Source organism: Aestuariimicrobium sp. p3-SID1156 (genome assembly GCF_025144225.1).
GTDB lineage: Bacteria > Actinomycetota > Actinomycetes > Propionibacteriales > Propionibacteriaceae > Aestuariimicrobium.
Genome location: NZ_JALXXB010000002.1, coordinates 380,289 through 398,586, shown reverse-complemented (window position 1 = coordinate 398,586; position 18,298 = coordinate 380,289). Strand labels below are relative to the sequence as shown.

18 protein-coding genes and 3 tRNA genes are annotated in these 18,298 nt (G+C 67.0%); 1 reads left to right on the top strand and 20 read right to left on the bottom strand.

Annotation, left to right across the window (positions count from 1 at the left end):
* Positions 1–66: 66 nt before the first annotated feature.
* The 6 genes from M3G03_RS04585 to mfd form a co-directional block, all read right to left on the bottom strand.
* Positions 67–1,038, bottom strand: a complete 972-nt coding sequence (locus M3G03_RS04585) for a glutathione S-transferase family protein (protein ID WP_259808441.1) — start codon at positions 1,036–1,038, stop codon at positions 67–69.
* A 3-nt stretch (positions 1,039–1,041) separates the two neighbouring features.
* Positions 1,042–1,167, bottom strand: a complete 126-nt coding sequence (locus M3G03_RS04580) for a hypothetical protein (RefSeq protein WP_259808439.1) — start codon at positions 1,165–1,167, stop codon at positions 1,042–1,044.
* 46 nt (positions 1,168–1,213) lie between these two features.
* The gene (locus tag M3G03_RS12905) at positions 1,214–1,282 is read right to left on the bottom strand and encodes a putative leader peptide (protein ID WP_396121888.1); all 69 of its coding nucleotides are present in this window, start codon (positions 1,280–1,282) and stop codon (positions 1,214–1,216) included.
* Positions 1,283–1,363: 81 nt separating this feature from the next.
* Complete coding sequence (locus M3G03_RS04575; protein WP_259808606.1) at positions 1,364–1,954, bottom strand: MazG family protein; 591 nt, start codon at positions 1,952–1,954, stop codon at positions 1,364–1,366.
* A gap of 49 nt (positions 1,955–2,003) precedes the next feature.
* On the bottom strand, positions 2,004–2,531 hold the full coding sequence (locus M3G03_RS04570; RefSeq protein WP_259808437.1) for a hypothetical protein: 528 nt from the start codon (positions 2,529–2,531) through the stop codon (positions 2,004–2,006).
* A 67-nt stretch (positions 2,532–2,598) separates the two neighbouring features.
* Positions 2,599–6,174 carry a transcription-repair coupling factor gene (gene mfd, locus M3G03_RS04565; RefSeq protein WP_259808435.1) on the bottom strand — a complete coding sequence of 1,192 codons (3,576 nt, stop codon included), beginning with the start codon at positions 6,172–6,174 and terminating at the stop codon, positions 2,599–2,601.
* A gap of 268 nt (positions 6,175–6,442) precedes the next feature.
* Between mfd and M3G03_RS04560 the strand changes: the two genes are divergently transcribed.
* Positions 6,443–7,225: a C40 family peptidase gene (locus tag M3G03_RS04560; protein ID WP_259808433.1), complete on the top strand. Its 783-nt coding sequence runs from the start codon at positions 6,443–6,445 to the stop codon at positions 7,223–7,225.
* Positions 7,226–7,301: 76 nt separating this feature from the next.
* Here the strand turns inward: M3G03_RS04560 and M3G03_RS04555 are convergent, their stop codons facing one another.
* From M3G03_RS04555 to M3G03_RS04490, 14 genes are all read right to left on the bottom strand, one after another.
* Positions 7,302–8,402: a winged helix DNA-binding domain-containing protein gene (locus tag M3G03_RS04555; protein WP_259808431.1), complete on the bottom strand. Its 1,101-nt coding sequence runs from the start codon at positions 8,400–8,402 to the stop codon at positions 7,302–7,304.
* A gap of 78 nt (positions 8,403–8,480) precedes the next feature.
* Positions 8,481–9,197, bottom strand: a complete 717-nt coding sequence (gene rplA, locus M3G03_RS04550; RefSeq protein ID WP_259808429.1) for a 50S ribosomal protein L1 — start codon at positions 9,195–9,197, stop codon at positions 8,481–8,483.
* Between the two features lie 85 nt (positions 9,198–9,282).
* Positions 9,283–9,714 (bottom strand): 50S ribosomal protein L11, encoded by a 432-nt coding sequence (gene rplK, locus M3G03_RS04545; RefSeq protein ID WP_259808427.1) that lies wholly within the window; start codon positions 9,712–9,714, stop codon positions 9,283–9,285.
* A gap of 201 nt (positions 9,715–9,915) precedes the next feature.
* Positions 9,916–10,785, bottom strand: coding sequence for a transcription termination/antitermination protein NusG (gene nusG, locus M3G03_RS04540; protein WP_259808424.1), 870 nt, complete (start codon positions 10,783–10,785; stop codon positions 9,916–9,918).
* A gap of 74 nt (positions 10,786–10,859) precedes the next feature.
* A complete protein-coding gene (gene secE / locus M3G03_RS04535) occupies positions 10,860–11,423 on the bottom strand; it encodes a preprotein translocase subunit SecE (protein WP_396121887.1) in 564 nt (187 codons plus the stop codon).
* A 156-nt stretch (positions 11,424–11,579) separates the two neighbouring features.
* Positions 11,580–11,652 (bottom strand) — tRNA-Trp (locus M3G03_RS04530).
* 126 nt (positions 11,653–11,778) lie between these two features.
* Positions 11,779–13,056, bottom strand: a complete 1,278-nt coding sequence (locus tag M3G03_RS04525; RefSeq protein ID WP_259808422.1) for an aminotransferase class I/II-fold pyridoxal phosphate-dependent enzyme — start codon at positions 13,054–13,056, stop codon at positions 11,779–11,781.
* A gap of 71 nt (positions 13,057–13,127) precedes the next feature.
* Complete coding sequence (locus M3G03_RS04520; RefSeq protein ID WP_259808420.1) at positions 13,128–14,246, bottom strand: UDP-N-acetylmuramate dehydrogenase; 1,119 nt, start codon at positions 14,244–14,246, stop codon at positions 13,128–13,130.
* Between the two features lie 8 nt (positions 14,247–14,254).
* Positions 14,255–14,665, bottom strand: a complete 411-nt coding sequence (locus M3G03_RS04515) for a MaoC/PaaZ C-terminal domain-containing protein (protein ID WP_259808418.1) — start codon at positions 14,663–14,665, stop codon at positions 14,255–14,257.
* Positions 14,662–15,087 carry a MaoC family dehydratase N-terminal domain-containing protein gene (locus M3G03_RS04510; protein ID WP_259808416.1) on the bottom strand — a complete coding sequence of 142 codons (426 nt, stop codon included), beginning with the start codon at positions 15,085–15,087 and terminating at the stop codon, positions 14,662–14,664. Before M3G03_RS04510 ends, M3G03_RS04515 begins: the two co-directional genes overlap by 4 nt.
* Positions 15,088–15,180: 93 nt before the next feature.
* The gene (gene rpmG, locus M3G03_RS04505) at positions 15,181–15,351 is read right to left on the bottom strand and encodes a 50S ribosomal protein L33 (RefSeq protein ID WP_259808413.1); all 171 of its coding nucleotides are present in this window, start codon (positions 15,349–15,351) and stop codon (positions 15,181–15,183) included.
* 31 nt (positions 15,352–15,382) lie between these two features.
* Positions 15,383–15,457, bottom strand: a tRNA-Met gene (locus M3G03_RS04500).
* Between the two features lie 49 nt (positions 15,458–15,506).
* Positions 15,507–15,579: transfer RNA gene (locus M3G03_RS04495), tRNA-Thr, on the bottom strand.
* Between the two features lie 175 nt (positions 15,580–15,754).
* A complete protein-coding gene (locus M3G03_RS04490) occupies positions 15,755–18,232 on the bottom strand; it encodes a phosphoketolase (RefSeq protein WP_259808411.1) in 2,478 nt (825 codons plus the stop codon).
* Positions 18,233–18,298 lie beyond the last annotated feature (66 nt).

Sequence of the window (18,298 nt, the reverse complement as noted above, 5' to 3'; positions counted from 1 at the left end):
CCTCCGCCCGTCGTGGGGGCGCCCGTCACAAGCCCGGCGGCAGCCTCCCCACGACGTCGGGACGACTCATGCTCGACGGAACTTCTCCGACGGCGTCCCGCTGAGCCGAGCGCGATCATGGGGGGACTTCCAACCCTTCAGGTCGGGGCCCTTGGGAATGATGACGACGGCTCCCTGACCCTCCAGCGAGGCGTGGTAACCCAGCTTGATGGCGTCGAAGTCGGTGGTCGAACCGAACCCCGGCGTCTCGAACAGGTCGCGGGCATATCCCCAGAGGTGCTCGAAGTCGACCAATCGCTGACGGTTGGCCTTGAACCGGCCGTAGTAGGCGGCGTCGAACCGGGCGAGGGTGACGTAGAGCCGCACGTCGGCGTCGGTGATGTGGTCACCGAACAGGAACCGCTGGTCAGCAAGCCGTTCTTCGAGTTCGTCCAGGGCGGCGAACAGGGCGTCGTAGGCGTCCTCATAAGCCGCCTGCGAGGTAGCGAAACCACACTTGTAGACGCCATTGTTCACCCGGTCGAAGAGCCAGGCGTTGAAGGTGTCGATCTCCTCGCGTAGCTCCTGGGGGTAGAGGTCGGGGGCGTCGGCGGCGTGCAGGGGGGCGAAGGCGACCTCGAGGTGGTTGGTCATGCGGTGGTAGTCGTTGTTGACCACCTGCCCGGTGGTGACGTCGACCAGCGCGGGCACGGTGGCGCGCTTGTCGTAGCCGGGGTCGGCAGCCAGGTAGGCGTCGGTGACGTACTCGTACCCCAGCACCGGGTCCTTGCCGCCCTCGTCGAGCGCGAAGGGCCAACCACGATCATCCCGCAGCGACTTGGCCACGCCGAGACTGATGGCGTCCTGCAGACCGAGCAGCTCACGGACGATGATCTGGCGGTGGGCCCAGGGGCAGATCTTGGCCACCAGCAGCCGGTAGCGGCCGGCTTCGACGGGCAGCTCGCCCGGGGCGTCCCCGAACGGCGTGGAGAAGGAGTTGGTCTGACGGTCGAAGGCGCCGGAGGAGGTGGTTTCGCGGGTGAGTTCTGATAGTGCCATTTCTTAGTCCTGTTCCTGGGGAGTGTGCCGACGGAAGACGGGCGCCCCGGAAAGGGCCTCGCGTCCGTGCGGGGTGAGCCAGCCGGCCTCGTCGGGTCCGGCGGGGACGATACCGAACTGGCTTCTCACCATCGGAATCGAGTAGCGACACAGAATGATCAGCGACACAGGCTGATCAGCGACACAGGGCGCTGTTGGCGCGCTGCAGGTCGATATGCCTGCGCTGGGTCAGCATGGAGCTCACGACACAGACCCTGCCACACCACTGATGCCTGACCGAACCCGGAGCCACATGCTGGACCAGATCCGCCAAGGGCGAACACGCTCAGCGCTCGCCCGCCCCAGTGTCGGCCGAACGCACCTCGGCCTCCAGCGCACGCAGGGCATCGCGCGCAGCCTGGTCGGGGTCGACGCCCGATGCCTGGGCCCGAAGCACCAGCTCCAGGATTCCGCGCCCCGCCTCCTCGGCGGTGATGGGTTCAGCTGGCAGATCGATGGGCACGTGGTGCTTGCGGGCGCGACTGGCCACCTTCGCCGCCCGGGCCACGACCGAGAGTGACTGCGGGATGCCCTCCAGCGCCCCGGTGCGCCCCTTCTCGGCGCGCTTGCGGGCCTCCCAGCTGACCTCCAGGTCCTGAGGCAGCTCGCCATCACCAAAGACGTAGGGATGGCGGACGATGAGCTTGTCGGCGACGCCGGCCGCCACGTCGTCGAGGGTGAAACGGCCCTCCTGGCTGGCGATCTCGGAGTGGAAGTAGACCTGCAACAGCAGGTCACCCAGCTCCTCGCGGAGGTCGGTGTCATCACCGGTCTCGATGGCGTCCACCACTTCACCGGTCTCCTCGACCAGGTAGGTGACCAGACTGCGATGGGTCTGCTCGGCATCCCAGGGGCATTCGCGGCGCAGCCGATGCATCACCTCCGCCAGGCGCAGCAGCTCACTGCCGCGCCCAGCCGGCTGGGTCTCAGTCACCGGAATCGCGGGTGATGGGGGCCAGGCCGGAGAGTTCGCTGCCGCCCATCACCACGCCCAGGCGCTTGCTGTCCCAAGTGCCCAGACGCGGGTTGACCTTGAAGTCCATCTTCTCGATCTCGGCCAGGCCCTTCTCGGGGGTCAGCTTGGCCATGGTCAGGTGCAGGCCGCCCAGCTTCGTGAACAGGGGCGCGCAGCCGGGGACGCTGAGGCCGACCTCCTGGTTGAACTGGGCCAGCGCCCCCCGGATCTGCTCGTCGGAGAAGCTCAGGTTGTGCCGGGCCTGGAGCTCCTCGCTGATCAGGCTGCCGGCGACCAGGTTGCGGATGCCGGTGAGGCCGGCGGAGTCATCGTTGAACAGCGGCTTGCAGGCCTGGGTGTAGTCATCCAGCTGCTCCATGCTGACCCTGCGGTCTCCCAGCTCGAAGGCCGAGGACGGGTTGCCCTGGGCGCAGCCGGTCAAGGCGACGACGGACGCGGCGACGAGGGCACCGAGACGGGAGCGGGTGGAGCGGAGCATGGCTCTCCTCACAGAGTGGCAACTGGCGGGCAGGCGGGTACGGGGCGATCCTAGCGGGCCACGTCACTCACTCCTCCTCCGAGCCCTCCGCCACCGTCCGCGCCACCGTGACCGGGAAGATGTCACGCACCAGCGTGCACAGCCACTCCAGGAGCTCGTTGTCGGTGATCAGTCCCTCGATAACAGAGATCCGGGGACGCGGCACCAGCACCACGTTCAGCGCCTTCTTGATCGTGCTTCCCGGGTAGAGGCGGTTCAGGCGCAGTTCCCGCGATTCGGGCAGGGACGCCGGCGCGATCCGCACGTTGTTGCCCATCGTGGTGACCTCGCTGATGCCTCGTTCCCGGCAGAGCAGGCGGAAGGCGGCCACGTCCAGCAACGCCTGGACCTGCGCACCGAACTCGCCATAACGGTCGCGCAGCTCAGTGGCGACCTCGTCGATGTCCTCGGTGGTACGCACCTCGGCCAGCCGCTTGTACATCTCCAGGCGCAGGCGTTCGGACTCGACGTAGTCGGTGGGCAGGTGCGCGTCGACAGGGAGCTCGATGCGCATGTCGGGCTCCTCCTCCACGTCCTCCCCGCGGAAGTTGGCCACGGCCTCGCCCACGAGTCGGATGTAGAGGTCGAAGCCGACATCGGCGATGTGACCGGACTGCTCCCCGCCGAGCAGGTTGCCTGCACCGCGGATCTCGAGGTCCTTCATCGCGATCGCCATGCCGGCACCCAGGTCGGTGTGGGCGGCCATGGTGGCCAGCCGGTCGTGGGCGGCCTCGGTCAGCGGCTTGTCCGGCGGGTAGAGGAAGTAGGCATAGCCCCGCTCGCGCCCGCGTCCGACTCGACCACGAATCTGGTGCAGCTGGGACAGGCCCATGCGGTCGGCGCGGTCGATGATCAAGGTGTTGGCGGTGGAGATGTCGATGCCCGCCTCGACGATGGTGGTCGACACCAGCACGTCGGCGCGACGTTCCCAGAAGTCGACCATCACCTGCTCCAGGGCGGCCTCCCCCATCTGTCCGTGGGCAGTGACCACCCTGGCTTCTGGCACCAGCTCGCGAATCCGCTTGGCAGTCTTCTCGATCGACTGGACGCGGTTGTGCACGAAGAAGACCTGGCCCTCGCGGGCCAGCTCGCGCCGTATCGCGGCCGTCACCTGGCCCTCGTCATAGGGGCCGGCGAAGGTGAGCACCGGGTGGCGTTCCTCGGGCGGGGTGGCGATGGTCGACATCTCGCGGATGCCGGTGATCGCCATCTCCAGGGTCCTGGGGATCGGGGTCGCCGACATGGAGAGCACGTCCACGTTGAGGCGAAGCTTCTTCAGCGCCTCCTTGTGCTCCACGCCGAAGCGCTGCTCCTCATCGACGATGACCAGACCGAGGTCCTTGAAGACGACATCGGACCCGAACAGGCGGTGGGTGCCCACGACCACGTCGACCTTGCCGGAGGACAGTCCGTCCTTGACCTGGGCGATCTCCTTGTCGGACTGGAAACGGCTCATGGCGGCGACGTGCACGGGGAACCCGGCATAGCGGTCGGAGAAGGTCTGGAAGTGCTGCTGGGCCAGGAGCGTGGTCGGCACCAGCACGGCGACCTGCTTGCCGTCCTGCACCGCCTTGAACGCGGCGCGGACCGCGATCTCGGTCTTTCCGTAACCAACGTCTCCACAGACCAGTCGGTCCATCGGGACCACCTGCTCCATGTCCTTTTTGACCTCCTGCAGCGTGGCGAGCTGGTCAGGGGTCTCCACATAGGCGAAGGCGTCCTCCAGTTCGCGCTGCCAGACGGTGTCGCTGCTGAAGGCATGCCCCCGGGACGCCTGCCGGGCGGCGTAGAGCTTGATCAACTCGGCGGCGATCTCCTTGACCGCCTTGCGGGCGCGGGACTTGCGTTGGCGCCAGTCCGCCCCGCCCATGCGGTCCAGGGCCGGGTTTTCACCGCCGACGTAGCGGGTGACCAGGTCGAGGGAGTCCATCGGGACGAAGAGGCGGTCGCCGGGCTGTCCGCGCTTGCTGGGGGCATATTCGATGACCAGGTATTCGCGGGTGGCGCCCTGGACGGTGCGGGTGGTCATCTCCACATAGCGGCCGACGCCGTGGTGCTCGTGGACGACCGGGTCCCCGGCCTTGAGCTCGAGCGGCTCGATCTGGTTCTTGCGCCGCGAGGGCATCTTGCGCGCGGACTTGTCGGCGACCTGCTGGCTGGACAGGTCACCGGTGGTGAAGACCACCAGCCCGAGGCCGTCGGCCCGGAAGCCGTGGCGCTGGGTGGCCGGGACGATGGTGATGGAACGCTGCTCGGGTGCCTCTGCGACCTCGTCGACGACCCGCGCCGGCAGGTCGTGCTCGCCCAGCACCTCCTTCATACGGGAGCCCAGGCCCGGCCCGTCGACGGTGAGGACGACACGCGCACCGTGGGAGAGGGCTTCAGCGAAGTCGGCGACGGCGCCGTCGACGTCACCACGCCAGGGCTCGGTCTGCCGGATTGGCAGCTCGAGGGATTCCACGCCATCGGTCGAGACGTGGTTGTCCTCGGTGCTGGAGGAGTCGGTGTCGGCCAGGGTGAACGACGAGAGCGACCACCAGGACTGACCTCGGGACAGGACATGGCTGCGCACCTCGCCGAGTTCCTTGTAGGCACTGGCGTCGAGGTTGATCGGTGCTCGGCCGCCGCCGGCTGCACCCGACCAACTCGCCTCGAGGAACTCATGACTGGTGCGGACCAGGTCCTGGGCGCGGGATCGCACCAGTTCCGGGTCGCTGAGCAGCACCATCGCAGTGGCAGGCAGCACGTCGACGAGCATCTCCAGACCGTCGGCCAGCACCGGGGTGAGCGCCTCCATGCCCTCGACCGCCTGCCCCTCGGCGATGCGGTCCAGCATGTCCACCAGTTCAGGATGCTCGGGGATCAGCGCGCGGGCACGGTCCCGGACCGCATCGTTGAGCAGCAGTTCGCGGCACGGGCTGGCGACCACACGGTCCAGGGCGTCCGGCGCTGACCGCTGGTCGGCGATGCTGAAGTGGCGGATCTCTTCCACCTCGTCGCCGAAGAAGTCGATGCGGACCGGCAATTCCTCGGTGGGCGCGAACAGGTCGACGATACCGCCGCGAACGGCGAACTCCCCGCGACGCTCGACCAGGTCCACGCGGGTATAGGCGGCGTCCACCAGTCGGTGGGCGAGTTCACCGGGGTCGAGTTCGGCGCCCTTCTCGATGACCACTGGCATCAGCTCCGCCAAGCCCCTGGCCTGGGGCTGCAGCAGCGATCGGACAGCAGTGACGACGACGCGCGGCGGCGGGAGCTGTTCGCGTCCCGTGATGCGACGCAACACTTCGAGCCGCCTGCCCACCGTGTCGGAGCGCGGGCTGAGGCGTTCGTGGGGCAACGTTTCCCAGGCCGGGTAATAGCAGACCTCGTCAGGGCTCAACCATGACTCGAGACTTGAGGCCAGGTCTTCTGCCTCCCGAAAGGTCGACGCCACGAGCAGCACCATCCGGTCACTGTGGCGGGCCAGGGTCGCGGCGATCGCCGCCCGTGAGCTGGGCGGGGTGGCGAGGTCCAGGGCTGGTGCGCCCCCTCGGGCGAGGCCCAGCGCCTCGGACAGCTGCGGTTCGGTGGCGAGGAGGTCAACGAGCCCGGAAAGAGTCACCGCTCGAGTTTATGCGACAGCCCCCCGCGCCCCGGAAAGCTGAGAAGCGTTCAGCTGAAGGTGACGCGCAGGTGACGCCCCCGCCCAACGTTCACTACGTCTGCGCTGGTCGCGGGGACGGGCTGTGGTCCCACGAACTTCAAGGTTAATTTTGCCTGAGAAACTTCAGGGGTTACTGTGTAGCCCGACGCCAGGAAACAGACACACCTGCACCCGAAAGAACACCAGCCGGTTCCCACCGTGGGGCGGCTCCCGACCAAGGGGAAGAATGTCCAAGATCCGCAACGCCATCGTGGCCGCCGCCGCCATCGCCACTGCTGCCACCAGCAGCCTGGTTGCAGCTCCGCAGGCCAACGCCATGACCACCTCCGAGGCCAAGTACTGCTCGGGTGGCCCCAACATCTACTGCTCCATGTACTACGCGCGGGGCACCAACTACGCCGCCAAGTACGGCACCACCAACAGCGCTGTGCGCAACCTCCAGAAGGCGCTCATCGAGGTCCGCCTCGGCCCCTCCAGCGGGGCGACCGGCTACTTCGGTTCCCAGACCAAGGCCCAGCTCATCAAGTACCAGGCCAGCCGCAAGCTGCGCCAGACCGGCGTCCTGGACTACTCCACCCTCTACGCCCTGCGCGTCGGCGCCGGCCAGAAGGTGGCCGTGGCCACCACGACGCCCCGCGTCAGCACCTCCAGCACCAGCACCACCCGCGGCGCCCGGGTGGTCAACTTTGCCTACGCCCAGCTGGGCAAGCCCTACGTCTACGGCGCCACCGGCCCGTCGTCCTATGACTGCTCCGGCCTGACCCAGGCGGCTTGGAAGAGCGTTGGCGTGAGCATCCCGCGCGTCAGCAACTCCCAGCTGAGCAGCCTGCCGTCGGTCTCGAAGTCCACCCTGCGCCCCGGCGACATCGTGGGCTACTACTCCGGCAGCCACGTCGGCATCTACGTGGGCAACGGCTACATCATCCACGCCTCGCGCCCCGGCCAGCCGATCAAGAAGGTCGCGCTGAACACCATGCCGTACATGAAGGCTGTTCGCCCCGCCTCCTGAGGCCCGCCACTGCTGGCACCACTTCCCCTGCACAAGCGCCCCGGTTCGCCCGGGGCGTTTGTGTGTTGAGGTGAGTTCAGGGCGCGGCGAAGGGGAAACGGGCGAAGGTGGCCTCCAGCAGCTCGGAGAGCTCGACGCCCAGGTCGGCGAAACCCTTCACCGACAGGGACCGCTTCCCCGCGCGGCCCTCACGTTTCCAGATGCCGACGACCTGGCCACCGCTGACCACCGCGCGTCCGAAGACGCCATTGTTGCCCGGCACCAGGATCGCGTGCTGTTCCGGCGTCATCGCGAACAGGCGGTCGACATAGCCCAGGATGAACTCGTCGAAACCGGGCAGCAGCAGCGGGCGGTCGACCTCTGTGCCGCAGTCGGCCAGTTCCGCTGTCAACCCGGGACGCCAGTGGCGCGCGTCCGGCGATTCCTCACCCCAGGTGCCGGTCTCGAACTGGTCACCGACCTGGCCCCAGGCGGCGCGGATCTCCTTCAGCGGCAGCTTGGTCCACCAGGCAAAGTCACGCAGCGTCGCCGGGCCGTGGCTGGCGAGGTAGCGCCCCAGCATCTCGGCGACCGCCGGGAGGCGTTCGCCGTTGAACCGCTCCTCCAGTGATGTTCCTGCGGGCAGCCACTGGGTGGTGGTGACGACGTTCTGGTCGGTCCCGTTCCAGGGGCCGTAGCAAAGGTCCCCCTCCCCCACCAGGTGGGCGAGCACGTGGTAGCCGCGCCCCGAGGTCGTGGGGGTGCCGGCCTGTTCCCACAACGCGAACAATTCGGCTCGCGGCAGCCCGCGCTCGTGATCGGGCAGGACGCCCAGGGCAATCTCGCGGGCCTTCTCCACCATGGCGTCGGTCAGGTCCAGGCTGGCCCGCCGCTTCCGGGCCGCGCGGAGGGCGCCGGCATTGCACAGCTGGCTGGTCCACAGCAGGTCCTCGGCCGCCATCAGGAAGACGGTGCCGCGCATGGGGTAACCCCGCACGATCGCACCGGCGTCCATGGCGGCGATCACCTCGTCGATGCCGCCCCGGGCTGTGCGCAGGGCGGCCGACCCCATGGCGCCGGGCAGGTCCTGGCCCTGCATGGCCATCGAGGCCCCCACAGCCTCGGCCGGCCCGGCCCACGGCCGGGTGACGAGCCCCTGGGCCACCAGCCTCGCGCGTCCCACCTCTGGATCAGTCACGTCTTCACTCTAGGGAAGCAGGAAGCCCCGTGCTGCCGCAGTGGCAGCACGGGGCTCCGTGGAGATCTTCTGGACCGATCAGGCCTCGTCGGCGGCGTCAGCGGCAGCCTTGTGCTTGGTCGGGTCGACGTGGACGGCGGGGCCCATCGTCGAGGAGAAGGTGATCTTCTTCAGGTAGCGACCCTTGGAGGTCGACGGCTTGAGACGGAGCACTTCGTCCAGGGTGGCGAAGTAGTTCTCGGTCAGCTGCTGGGCAGTGAATGAGGACTTGCCGATCAGGAAGTGGAGGTTCGCGTGGCGATCCACGCGGAACTCGATCTTTCCGCCCTTGATGTCGGAGACAGCCTTGGCGACGTCCATGGTGACGGTGCCGGTCTTGGGGTTCGGCATCAGGCCGCGGGGGCCGAGCACGCGGCCCAGACGACCGACCTTGCCCATCATGTCGGGGGTGGCGACGACCGAATCGAAGTCGAGGTAGCCACCAGCCACCTTCTCGATCAGCTCGTCGGCGCCGACCTCGTCGGCTCCGGCGGCCTTGGCGGCCTCCGCGCGGTCACCGGTGGCGAAGACGAGGACCCGAGCCGTCTTGCCGGTGCCGTGCGGAAGGTTGACGGTGCCTCGCACCATCTGGTCCGCCTTGCGGGGGTCGACACCCAGACGGATGGCCACGTCGACGGTCTCATCGAACTTGCGGGTGGCGCCGTCCTTGACCAGGCCGAGTGCCTGCTCCGGGGTGTACAGCTGCGCCGCGTCGATGTTCTCCGCTGCGGCGCGGTAAGCCTTGCTGCGCTTCATGCTGGTTCCTTTCACGTGGATGCCTGCGTAGGGCATCCGACCAGTTCCTGGTACGGGCGCGCTGCCCTGCCAGGGAGGGGGATGATCAGTCGGTGATGGTGACGCCCATGGAACGGGCGGTGCCCTCGACGACCTTCATGGCGGCCTCGACGTTGTTGGCGTTGAGGTCTGGCATCTTGGTCTGGGCGATCTCGCGCACCTGGTCCTTGGTCAGCTTGCCGACCTTGTCCTTGTGCGGGGCGGGAGAGCCCTTCTGCAGACCGGCAGCCTTCTTGATCAGCTCCGCGGCCGGCGGGGTCTTGAGGACGAACGTGAACGTACGGTCCTCGTAGATGGTGATCTCGACGGGAACGACGTTGCCGCGCTGGGATTCCGTCTGGGCGTTGTACGCCTTGCAGAACTCCATGATGTTGACGCCGTGGGGGCCGAGGGCGGTACCGACGGGCGGTGCCGGGGTTGCAGCACCCGCGTTCAAGGCAACCTTGACGAGCGCCGCTACCTTCTTCTTGGGAGGCATGTGCTGGGGTCCTTCGTGTGTTCTTTTTCGCCCGATCTCCCGGGCACGGGACGCGGAGGGGTTCCGCGTTCCGCTGCGTCACGCACACACACCTCGACCCGCGACGGGGTCAGGACGGGCACGCAACACTGGCGGCTCGGAGAGCCGACATACCATCTTCGCCGAAAACTCCCCTCAAGGGAAATCGGCCGCGTCCTCAGATCAGAGCTTCTCGATCTGCTGGAAGGTGAGGTCCACCGGGGTTTCGCGTCCGAGGATCTCGACCAGGGCCTTGAGGCGCTGGGCGTTGGGGTTGATCTCGGTGATGCTGGCGTGCACACCCGCGAAGGGGCCCTCGATGACCTGCACCGAGTCGCCGACCTCGAAGTCCATGACCTCGACCTTCTTCTTGGTCTTCGGGGAGGGCTTGCCCTGGTTCTCCGCGGCGACCTTGGCCTTGATGGAGGGCAGGAGCATGTTCTCGACCTCAGTCAGGCTGAGGGGAACCGGGTCCTGGGCGTGGCCGACGAAGCCGGTCACCGAGGGGGTGTGGCGCACGGTGGCCCACGAGTCCTCGGTCATCTCCATGCGGACCAGCACGTAGCCGGGCAGCACGACGCGGGTGACCTGCTTGGGCGTGCCATTGCGAATCTCGACGACGGTCTCGGTCGGAACGATGGTCTCGAAGATGTAGTCGGTCTGGTCCAGGGTGTTGGCGCGGGCGTCCAGGTTCTGCTTGACCTTGTTCTCCATCCCGGAGTAGGTGTGCAGCACGTACCACTCACCGGGCTTGCTGCGCAGGTCGAGGCGGAGCTCCTCCAGTGCGGCCTCGAGGGCGGCGTCCGCGTCCTCGGGGGCGTCTTCGTCGGACTCGGCGTCGGCAGCATCGTCACCCTCGACGGCGGGGGCGTCGAAGTCGAGGTTCAGCTCGGAGTCCTCAGCCGGCTGCTCGTCGTCACCGAAGTCAAGGTTCAGGCCAGTTTCCTCTGCCTCCGGCTCGAGCTCGCCCAGGTCGATCTCGAAGTCGGTCTCGGCATCCTCACGGACGACGTCCTCATTGAGGGTGTTCTCGTTCTGAGTGTTCTCGCTCACGACAGTCTCTCGCTCGGGTTGGATCCCCGGAAGGGGATGGGGTGGGCCAGGGGGCCGTTCATCACGACGATACGTCAGTTGTCGCCGAGGAACTTCAGAAGCACCCAGCCAAATGCCCAGTCCAGCAGGGAGACCAGGCCGATGATGAAGATCACGAAAACCAGGACCACGATGTAGTACTCGCGCAGGGTGTCGCCATTGGGCCAGATGACCTTCTTCAGCTCGGCAGCGGACTGCTTCACGAAGGCAGCGGGGGTGGTGCGCTTGCGCTCGGCCACGGCCTTGCCGGCGTCAGTGCGCTTGGGGGTGGGCTTGTCCTTCTTCACGGGCGCAGTGGTCATCTTGCGCTTGACCGGACGTGAGGACTTCGCTGCCGCGGCGACCGCCTCGGCCTCCTCCAGCTGCTGCTCGTCGTCGATGACCATGTCTTCGGGATCGCCCTTGTCGGGAGTGTCGTCCTCGGTCTCGTCGGCGTTCTCGAGCTCTTCGGCCTCATCGTCGACGATCTCGTAGTCGTCCTCGTCGGCCTCGCCATCGGTGGGGACGGCCAGGTTCTCACCGGCCACACCGTCCTCGGCGTCGACGACCGCATCTGCAGCGGTGGCGCCTTGGGTACTCGGGGCGTCCTCGAACTGGATGTCCTCGTCGCCGTCAATGTCGACGATCTCCGATTCGACGTCGCCCGAACGAAGGGTGTTGTTTCCCGCCTCGTCCTCAGGCAGCGTGCGGTCGTTGGTCACGTCGTTCCTTCGCCGATGGTGTCTGGTCAACAGGACGTCCACCATCCTGCATCGCAGGGCAAGAGGGACTTGAACCCCCAACCTGCGGTTTTGGAGACCGCTGCTCTGCCAATTGAGCTATTGCCCTTCAGCGGTACAAGTACCACCAAGATGAACAGTGTAGGGGCTTTGAGTGGCTGCGTCGAACCAGCCCCCGCACGCGTTCCTGGAACATCCTGCCATGGGACGCAAATCGTCGCCATCGCGCAGTCGGTCACTCGCCGACGGTCAGGACGCCCTGCTTCTCGAGGGCGGCCAGCAGTGCACAGGTGGCCAGGCCGTCCATGGCAGCACGCAGGTCCTGCTCGGAAGGAAAGCTCGGCGCGATCCGGATGGTCCGGTCGTAGGGGTCGCGACCCAGGGGATGCGAGGCACCGGCCGGGGTCAATGCGATGCCCGCCTGCCTGGCCAGCTCGACCACTCGCGAGGCGGTCCCGTCCATCACGTCGAGGGTGACGAAGTAGCCACCTTCGGGGTGGGTCCAGCGGGCGAAGCCGTACTGCCCCAGCCTGCTTTCCAGCGCGTCGAAGACGATCTGGAACTTCGGCGCCAGCAGGTCGCGGTGCTGGCGCATCAGGGCACGGACACCCTCGGCGTCCTTGAAGTAGGTGACGTGGCGCAGCTGGTTCACCTTGTCCGGGCCGATGCTGCGGATCCCGGCGGCGGCCAGGTAGGCGTCCAGGTTGGCCCTGGAGGCGGCCAGGAAGGAGATGCCGTCGCCGGCGAAGGTGACCTTCGAGGTGGAGGCGAACTCCAGCACCCGGTCGGGGTTGCCCGCCTCAGCCGCCATGGTGATGACATCGAGGGGCTTGGGCTCTTGCTCGGTGAGGTGGTGCAGGGCGTAGGCGTTGTCCCACCAGATCCTGAAGTCGGGGGCGGCGGCCGGCATCTGCAGCAGCGCGCGGGTGGTCTCCTCGTCGTAGACCACGCCGTTGGGGTTGGCGTACATCGGCACGACCCACATGCCCTTGACGGTGGGGTCCTCCAGCAGCCGGGCGACCGCGTCCAGGTCCGGGCCGTGCTCGCCGAGCTCGACGGTCACCATCTCGATGCCGAGCTTCTGGCAGATGGAGAAGTGGCGGTCATATCCGGGCACGGGGCAGATGAACTTGATGTCCTGCCCGAACCAGGGCCCCCTGCCTCCGGGGATGCCGTAGAGCATCGCCTGCACCACGGTGTCGTGCATGAGCGACAGCGAGGAGTTGTCGCCGGCGATCAGGTTCTCCACCGGCACATTGAGCAGCTCGGAGAACATCGCCCGAATCTCCGGCAGTCCCTGCAGGCCACCGTAGTTGCGCACGTCGGTGCCGTCGGCGGCCTTGGACGGGACGTCGATGGTGAGCAACTCACCGGACAGGTCGAGCTGCTCGGGGCTCGGCTTGCCGCGGGTGATGTCCAGCTTGAGACCCGCATTGCGCAGCTGCTCGTACTTGGTGCGCTGCTCCTCGGCGAGGGCGGTCAGTTGCTCAGCGGTCAGGTCATCCAGGCTCATGCGCCCCATCCTGCCAAACCGTGCACGGCCGTGACGATGGTCTCAGATCTGCACGGTGGCCGTGTCCGCGTTCAGATCTCGCAGTTCACCTGCACGGGTTCGGGCACCAGCCGGACGCCGAAGACCCGCTCCACCCCATCTCGCACCTCGCGGGCGAGCGCGACGATGTCAGCACTCGACGCGCTGCCACGGTTCGTCACAGCGAGCACGTGCTTGGTCGACAGGGCCGCTCGGGCGTCCGGGCGATCAGTCATCGGGTAGCCCTTGTCGAAGCCGGCATGCGCGATGAGCCACGCGGCAGAGGACTTCACGCGTCCATCGGGCTGCGGGAACCGGGGCGCACCCTCGGGCAGGGCTTGGGCCACCTCGGGCTCGAGGATCGGGTTGGTGAAGAAGGATCCGGCGCTCCAGGTGTCGTAGTCGGCGGCGTCGAGCACCATGCCCTTGTTGGCGCGGATGGACAGGACCGCCTCACGGACCTGGTCCAGTGGGGCGCGCTCACCGGGCTCCTTGTCCAGGGCGGTGGCCAGTTCGGCATAGCGCAGGGGCGCCGAGAGCGGTCCGAGCTCCAGCTGGAAGCTGACCTGCAGCACGACCCAGCGATCGGGCTCGGCCTTGAACCGGCTCATCCGGTAGGCGAACTCGCAGTCTGCCGGGAAGAGAGTCGCGATCTTGCGTTCCTGGCGGTCCCAGACGCGGACGCGGGCGATGGTCTGGGAGACCTCGGCCCCGTAGGCACCCACATTCTGGATCGGCACCGAGCCGACCAGCCCGGGGATACCGGAGAGGGTCTCGAGTCCGATCCACTGCTGCTGCACCGTGTAGGCCACAAAGTCGTCCCAGACCTCGCCGGCCTCGACGGTGACGAAGGCGCCGGCGCAGTCGGACACGTCGGCGGAGATGCCGCGGGAGGCGACGCGCACGACGCGTCCCTGGAACTCGTCGTCGGAGATCACCAGATTGGAACCACCGCCCAGGATGAGCACCGGGATGCCCTGGTCGTCGGCCTCGGTGATGGCGGCCACCAGTTCGTCGGCGGTGGTGGCGACGATGAGCTCACGGGCGGTTCCGCCGATGCGCAGGGTGGTGTGGTCGGAGAGCTTGTTGGACGCCACGATGGCCTGGTGGCCGACGGTCTCGACATGCTCCAGCGTGCAGGAAGGTGCGTTCTCCGCCATCGGATCATTCATGGGACCAGTCACAGCCGCACCTGTGCCTTCGCCGCACCGAGGACCTTCTGGTCCTGGCAGAGGGCCTCGATCGAGACGGTCGCGATGCCCTCGGAGACGTCGCTGACCTGGGCGCTGAAAGTGATCAGGGTGCCCTCGTCGTCATCGGGGACCGGGACCGGGCGGGTGAAGCGGACGAAGTACTCCGCGATGTGCTCGGGGCCGCCGGCCCACTCGATCACCTGGCTCAGCGCCGCACCCATGGTCCACATGCCGTGGGCGATGCAGCCGTCCAGACCGATCGCGCGAGCGTGCCTGTCGGACCAGTGGATCGGGTTCAGGTCGGTGGAGGCACCGGCATAGCGCACGACATCGGCGCGAGTGATCCGCACCTCACGGTCTGGCAACTGCTCCCCCACCTCGACGGTCCTGTGGCTCATGCGATGGCCTCCTCACGAGTGTGCATCAGGCTGGAGGTGGCAATGGCGACCTCTTCCCCGCCGACTTCCAGGGTCACGGCCAGGGTGACCAGGTCGACGTTGCCCCGGTGGCGCACCTTCTCGATGCGGGCGGTCGCGTCGACCTCGTCGCCCTCGCGCAGCGGCCGGGTGAAGCTGAGGGCCTGGTCGGTGTGGACCATCCGCTGCAGGGCCAGGCCGAGCTCGGCATCCTCGAAGACGGACTGCCAGGCCTGCGCGGCGATCACCATCGCAAAGGTGGGGGGCGCGATCGCCGGGTCCTCCCGGTAGGCCGGGTGGGCGTCCATGATCGCGGCGGAGAACTCCTGGATCTTGGCGCGGCTCACGCGGTAGGGCTCCGGGGCGGGGTAGCTGCGCCCCACATGCTCGGGTGTGATCGCCATGTCCTCGAGCCTATCGGGTCGGGTAGGTCCTCGAACGCAACGAAGGGGCCGCCATGGTGGCGGCCCCTTCGTGAAAGGTGTGGGTGATGAAGATCAGCGGGTCTCGCGGTGAGCACTGTGCGTCTTGCACTTGGGGCAGAACTTCTTCAGTTCAAGACGATCAGGATCGTTGCGCTTGTTCTTCTTGGTGATGTAGTTGCGCTCCTTGCAGTCCACGCAAGCGAGCGTGATCTTCGGACGAATGTCCGAGGACTTCTTGGCCATGATGTTCCTTCGTTGCGCTGCTTTGGGATGTTGGTAGCGAGGACGGGATTTGAACCCGTGACACAGCGATTATGAGCCGCTTGCTCTACCCCTGAGCTACCCCGCCATGGGTGGCAAGAGCCCCAGAGCGCAAACTCCAGGGCCCCCACCGTCCGAGCCCCCATGCGGAATCGAACCGCAGACCTTCTCCTTACCATGGAGACGCTCTGCCTACTGAGCTATAGGGGCTAGCCGAAGAAGTAACTTACAGGATCAGGGTCAGCTGTGCAAAACCGAGTCCAAGGGCGCCTTCTGCAACCCTTCGATGTTAGCGGCTGGGTTCCTGAACCCCAAACGGGGACGCCCGCGAGGGGCGCTCGGGGCGCTTTCCTCGCGGGCGTCCGGGCTGATGGGACCCGAGTCATCACTCGTTGTCGCCGCCGGTGTCCTGGGTGGTCGGGCCGGAGGTGGAGTCTCCCCCGTCGCCCCAGACCCAATCCCGCACCTCGGGGATGTCCTCGCCATGCTCGCGGGTGTACGCCCGGGCCTCAATGCGCTTGTCCTGCATCGTCTGGCGCAGACCTGCGTAGCGACTCGCCAAGTGGGGCACACGATCGATGACGTCGATGACCAGGTGGTACCGGTCCAGGTCGTTGAGCATGACCATGTCGAAGGGGGTCGTGGTGGTGCCCTCCTCCTTGTAACCGCGGACGTGGATGTTGGCGTGCCCGTTGCGGCGGTAGGTGAGGCGATGGATCAGCCACGGGTAGCCGTGGTAGGCGAAGATCACCGGCTTGTCGGCGGTGAAGATGTTGTCGAAGTCGCGGTTGGACAGTCCGTGCGGATGCTCTCGCTCGTCCTGCAGGCGCATCAGGTCGACGACGTTGACCACCCGCACCTTCAGGTCCGGGATGTGCTCACGCAGGATCCCGGCGGCGGCCATGACCTCCAGGGTCGGGATGTCTCCCGCACAGGCCAGCACGACGTCGGGGTCCTCCCCCTCGACCTCGGTGCCGGCCCACTCCCAAATCCCCAGACCGCGCGTGCAGTGGGCGATGGCGTCCTCCATGCCCAGCCAGTTCGGGTTGGGCTGCTTGCCGGCGACGACCACGTTCACGTACTGCTTGGAGCGCAGGCAGTGGTCCCAGGTGGAGAGCAGCGTGTTGGTGTCGGCGGGCAGGTAGACCCGCACGACCTCGGCCTTCTTGTTGACGACGTGGTCGATGAAGCCCGGGTCCTGATGGCTGAAGCCGTTGTGGTCCTGGCGCCACACGTGACTGGACAGCAGATAGTTCAGCGAGGCGATGGGCCGACGCCACTCAATGTGGTTGGTGACCTTGAGCCACTTGGCGTGCTGGTTGAACATCGAGTCGACGATGTGGATGAACGCCTCGTAGGAGCTCATCATGCCGTGGCGGCCGGTGAGCAGGTAGCCCTCCAGCCAGCCCTGGCACTGGTGCTCCGAGAGCATCTCCATCACCCGGCCGGCCCGCACCAGGGTGTCATCGACGTCGTCAGGGAGGTACTCGGCATTCCACTGCTTGCCGGTGACCTCGTAGACGGCTTGGAGGCGGTTGGAGGCCGTCTCGTCAGGGCCGAAGATGCGGAAGTTGTGGGGGTTGCGGCGCACCACCTCGGTGAGGAACTCGCCAAGCACGCGAGTGGCCTCGCTCAGTTCGGCGCCGGGTTCGGAGACCTTGACGCCGAAGTCGCGGAAGTCGGGCAGGCGCAGGTCCTTGATCAGGGAGCCACCGTTGGTGACGGGGTTGGCACTCATGCGCAGCTCGCCCTGAGGGATGATGTCGTCCAATTCGGCCACCGGAGCACCGGACTCATCGAAGAGCTCCTCGGCGCGGTAGCTGCCCAGCCAGTCGGCGAGGTTCTTCAGGTGCTCGTCGGTGTCGCGGGCATTGGCCAACGGCACCTGGTGGGAGCGCCAGGAGCCCTCAGTCTTCTTGCCGTCGATCATCTCGGGGCCAGTCCAACCCTTGGGGTGACGGAAGACGATCATCGGCCAGGCAGGACGGCCCAGGTCATCGCTCTGAGGATCAGCGCCGGCGTACTGCCCCTTGATGTCAGCGATGTGGTCCAGCACCTCGTCCAGCAGGGAGGCGAAACGCGCATGGTCGTCCAGGTGCTTCGCGTCGTCGCCGTCTGCGGTGAACACGTAGGGGGTGTGGCCATAACCACGCATCAGGTCCAGCAGTTCGGACTCGGGGATGCGGGCGAGCACCGTGGGGTTGGCGATCTTGTAGCCGTTGAGGTGCAGCACCGGCAGCACGACTCCGTCACTCACCGGATTGAGGAACTTGTTGGAGTGCCAGCTGGTGGCCAACGGACCGGTCTCGGCCTCGCCGTCGCCCACCACGGTGAACGCGAGCAGGTCGGGATTGTCGAAGACCGCACCGTAGGCATGGCTCAGGGAGTAGCCGAGCTCGCCCCCTTCATGGATGGAGCCGGGGGTCTCAGGGGCGACGTGGCTGGGGATACCGCCGGGGAAACTGAACTGCTTGAAGAGGCGCCGCATGCCCTCGGCGTCGCGGCTGATGTCGGGGTAGACCTCGGAATAGGTGCCCTCCAGCCAAGTGTTGGCCACCAGGCCGGGACCGCCGTGCCCGGGACCGGTGACGTAGAGAGCCTTGAGCTGGCGTTCGGTGATGGCGCGGTTCATGTGCGCGTAGAGGAAGTTGAGGCCGGGGGTGGTGCCCCAGTGGCCCAGCAGTCGCGGCTTGACGTTCTCGCGGGTGAGCGGGGTGCGCAGGAGTGGGTTGTCGAGCAGGTAGATCTGACCCACCGACAGGTAGTTCGCTGCACGCCACCACTTGTCAATGGTTTTCAGGGTTTCCGGGCTGACGGCTTCGGTGGTGACGGCGTCGCGGCGCTGCCAGGCGGTGTTCGACATCTCGGAGGAGTCCTCTCCACGATCGGGTACCGGTACGCCACCAACGCTACGTGTGCGATCTGACAA

Bases quoted from the DNA above. Each gene is read 5' to 3' on its own strand.
- rplK (WP_259808427.1), bottom strand. From the start codon at position 9,714: ATGCCTCCCAAGAAGAAGGTAGCGGCGCTCGTCAAGGTTGCCTTGAAC.
- M3G03_RS04575 (WP_259808606.1), bottom strand. From the start codon at position 1,954: ATGCATCGGCTGCGCCGCGAATGCCCCTGGGATGCCGAGCAGACCCAT.
- M3G03_RS04585 (WP_259808441.1), bottom strand. From the start codon at position 1,038: ATGGCACTATCAGAACTCACCCGCGAAACCACCTCCTCCGGCGCCTTC.
- M3G03_RS04525 (WP_259808422.1), bottom strand. From the start codon at position 13,056: ATGAGCCTGGATGACCTGACCGCTGAGCAACTGACCGCCCTCGCCGAG.
- M3G03_RS04570 (WP_259808437.1), bottom strand. From the start codon at position 2,531: ATGCTCCGCTCCACCCGCTCCCGTCTCGGTGCCCTCGTCGCCGCGTCC.
- M3G03_RS04515 (WP_259808418.1), bottom strand. From the start codon at position 14,665: ATGAGCCACAGGACCGTCGAGGTGGGGGAGCAGTTGCCAGACCGTGAG.
- M3G03_RS04490 (WP_259808411.1), bottom strand. From the start codon at position 18,232: ATGTCGAACACCGCCTGGCAGCGCCGCGACGCCGTCACCACCGAAGCC.
- M3G03_RS04520 (WP_259808420.1), bottom strand. From the start codon at position 14,246: ATGAATGATCCGATGGCGGAGAACGCACCTTCCTGCACGCTGGAGCAT.
- M3G03_RS04560 (WP_259808433.1), top strand. From the start codon at position 6,443: ATGTCCAAGATCCGCAACGCCATCGTGGCCGCCGCCGCCATCGCCACT.
- rplA (WP_259808429.1), bottom strand. From the start codon at position 9,197: ATGAAGCGCAGCAAGGCTTACCGCGCCGCAGCGGAGAACATCGACGCG.
- M3G03_RS04510 (WP_259808416.1), bottom strand. From the start codon at position 15,087: ATGGCGATCACACCCGAGCATGTGGGGCGCAGCTACCCCGCCCCGGAG.
- rpmG (WP_259808413.1), bottom strand. From the start codon at position 15,351: ATGGCCAAGAAGTCCTCGGACATTCGTCCGAAGATCACGCTCGCTTGC.